This window comes from Collinsella sp. LCP19S3_C9 (genome assembly GCF_052121575.1).
GTDB lineage: Bacteria > Actinomycetota > Coriobacteriia > Coriobacteriales > Coriobacteriaceae > Collinsella.
Window position 1 is genome coordinate 1 of sequence record NZ_JBQKDZ010000052.1, and the last position, 310, is coordinate 310.

Sequence of the window (310 nt, forward strand, 5' to 3'; positions counted from 1 at the left end):
CTACAGGGGGTCCGGCGCGAAGCCGAACTTCAGCGAGATCGCGAGGAGGCACGGCATGGACCGGCACACGGTCGCCAAGTACTGGCGGGAGGGCGAGTCCGCCGCCGACGGGAGGTCCGCGAGGGGCAGCGCCTTCGACCCGCTCGAGGAGGTGATCCGCGCGAAGGCCCAGCTGCCCGGGATGACCAAGATGGCCGTGTACGCGTTCCTGCGCGAGGGCCGCGGGGAGGGGCTGCCCGGGTACGGCGCCTTCACCGCCTGGTGCCGGGCCCGCGACGTGCCCTTCGGGGGCGCGGGCGGCCGCGAGCCG

Annotated in this window: 1 pseudogene; it reads left to right on the forward strand. The window is 75.2% G+C overall.

Annotated elements, in window-relative coordinates:
• A pseudogene (locus tag ACTQXI_RS08940) lies at window positions 1–310 on the forward strand (IS21 family transposase); the annotation flags it as partial.